This window comes from Cohaesibacter celericrescens, assembly GCF_002866925.1.
GTDB classification, from domain to species: domain Bacteria; phylum Pseudomonadota; class Alphaproteobacteria; order Rhizobiales; family Cohaesibacteraceae; genus Cohaesibacter; species Cohaesibacter celericrescens.
In genome coordinates this window covers 1-2,104 of record NZ_PKUQ01000040.1, presented here as the reverse complement: position 1 = coordinate 2,104, position 2,104 = coordinate 1, and the positions used below count along the sequence as shown (strand labels likewise).

Here is a 2,104-nt window from a genome sequence, read left to right as displayed (position 1 = left end):
GCCGACCTGTTTTCTTCGCTAGAAGCACTTTTCGGATAAGTGACCCTATATCGAGGTCCATAGCGAACGCGTAATTCGCAAATCCCTTCACCAACGGGTTCAGCATCACCGTCTAATCCTTTGCCAAGCCGCATCAATATTCACAGAGTTTTTTGACCCTTTGGCTCATAATATCTTGAATTGGCATTGTCAGGTCTGCCGGAATTGCCATTTGATTTTCCGATTTCACAATTTGAAGAGCTATTTCCGCTCTTTGCTGCAATTCCTCAAAAATTCCGAGCGTTACTTCTTTCGACAAGCCTGCCTGTTGCGCAGTCTCCAGGATGTGTCTGCCGCAGATGTCCTCAACCCGATAATGATTGGATTTTCCAAAGCGCATTGCGAGTCTGAAGTCTTTGCGCTGGATCTGGCCTACTAAATAAGTCGGTTGCACCGTCATGACATCATAGAAAGGCGTGAGCCTAAACCTCCCTCCGGGCATCAGAGCGATGCTGAAATTCTTGGCATGCCCATCCGTTGCTCCAATAAGCCAAAACAAAATGGTTGCCTTGAAGAAATCGATACGATCCTTTATGGGTTCATCGCTACCGCGTAATAGATCCATGATTTCAACAATACCGGGGCCGCCTTCACTCTGATATTTGCGCGTTGATGGCACCGAGAGAGCCTGACACATGTCTTCTTGAGGTAGTCGGATTAATCGCCCATCCTTGCTCCATCTGCGATCAAATCGCTCTACAACCAACGCCTTTTTATCTCCGAATATTGCAATCTCGGCTTTGGCAACTTTAAGCCCAAAGGCTTCCAGTAATTTGAGGCAAAAATATTCGTTTTCAACGCTGTGCGACAAGTCCATGCCATTAGGCAATCTGCCGATTTGTGGCTTGATGATATGGGTCGTCGGAGTTGTTCCAATTGGCTCGAACCATTGTCCTTGGTGATACAGCAATGCTGTTTTTTCCTGAGCTCCGGCAACCGAAATCCGAAAATCCTTCTCTCTACGGATGCCGAGTGGTGTCGCATCAAGATCATTCAGCAAGGCTTCGATTTGCTCATCACTTACGGGTTCACTTACCAGTTGATCTGTAGGGTTTGGCTCTTTGCTTTCTGGTAGAAACTGCAGCGCCCCAACACAATCGCGGCCAATTTCGGAAAGTAGGCTGTAGGCATCAATTCCTTGTGCTCCGATGCGTTCGGCCACTCGTCGGCGAATGCCCTCATTGTCTGGTAGCAGATTGTCAAATACCGCATTGACTGGCGCCCCTATATATCGATCCGTCCGCAAGGGGAGGGATAGAGAAATGGGCATGGTATGGACCCAACCGAGCCATGTCTGATCATAGTGAAAACTGATAGCACCAGTCCTTTCACGTAGAAGAGTGCCGACCAGCCTTGCGTTTAGATAAACATTGAGTGGTATAAAACTACGCTTTCGACCCATCTAGAAGATATCCTCCAGATCGGTATCATCGCCTTTGGTTCGTGTCTGAAGTTGGATTTCGAGATCTAAAGCCGCTAAAAGATCAAAGATTGTTTCTAGCTTTGTTGCGGAGATGTCATTCTCAATTTTGGAAATGGTTTCCTGCCAAATCCCGCTGATGCTCGCTAGTTCTTTTTGTGTGAGGCCCCGCGCAATTCGTGCTTGCCGAATAGCATGTCCTATGTTTTTTGGTGTTCTTGCCAAGAATTTCATATCGTCCCTCGCTCGACATAAACATGATCTATACATCATAAATTGTCAATATGATCTAAAGATCATAGTGTGAATTTATGATGTGCAGATCATGCTGACAGTATATTTCAGTATTTTCTTATACGACATATCCCCGCCGTCCTTTGGCTTTTGCCAAGTTTTTTAAAGCGGCGAGGGCATCGGAGATGTTATCAAACCAAATCCGCATGATCTGGCCGTTTGCGCCAATCCGACCCCAGCGACGAACGAGACACCATTCGCCAAACAAGGTGCGTTCAATCTGCAGATGATAGAAGCGGTACATGTTTTTCTCTCGATCAATCCGGCGCATATACGCTTCAACTGGGAACATCTCGAACTGTGTCATTTCATGACCTCCTATCATTTCTAACCAACAATCCTTGCGGACCG

3 protein-coding genes are annotated in these 2,104 nt (G+C 46.7%); all 3 read right to left on the bottom strand.

The window, feature by feature from the left end; all coding sequences use genetic code 11:
• Positions 1–133 precede the first annotated feature (133 nt).
• The gene (locus tag C0081_RS16700) at positions 134–1,441 is read right to left on the bottom strand and encodes a type II toxin-antitoxin system HipA family toxin (protein ID WP_101534996.1); all 1,308 of its coding nucleotides are present in this window, start codon (positions 1,439–1,441) and stop codon (positions 134–136) included.
• The gene (locus C0081_RS16695) at positions 1,442–1,693 is read right to left on the bottom strand and encodes a helix-turn-helix domain-containing protein (RefSeq protein ID WP_101534995.1); all 252 of its coding nucleotides are present in this window, start codon (positions 1,691–1,693) and stop codon (positions 1,442–1,444) included. It abuts the gene before it with no gap.
• 118 nt (positions 1,694–1,811) lie between these two features.
• A partial coding sequence (locus tag C0081_RS16690; RefSeq protein ID WP_245417981.1) for a WGR domain-containing protein occupies positions 1,812–2,104 on the bottom strand: 293 nt, incomplete at its 5' end.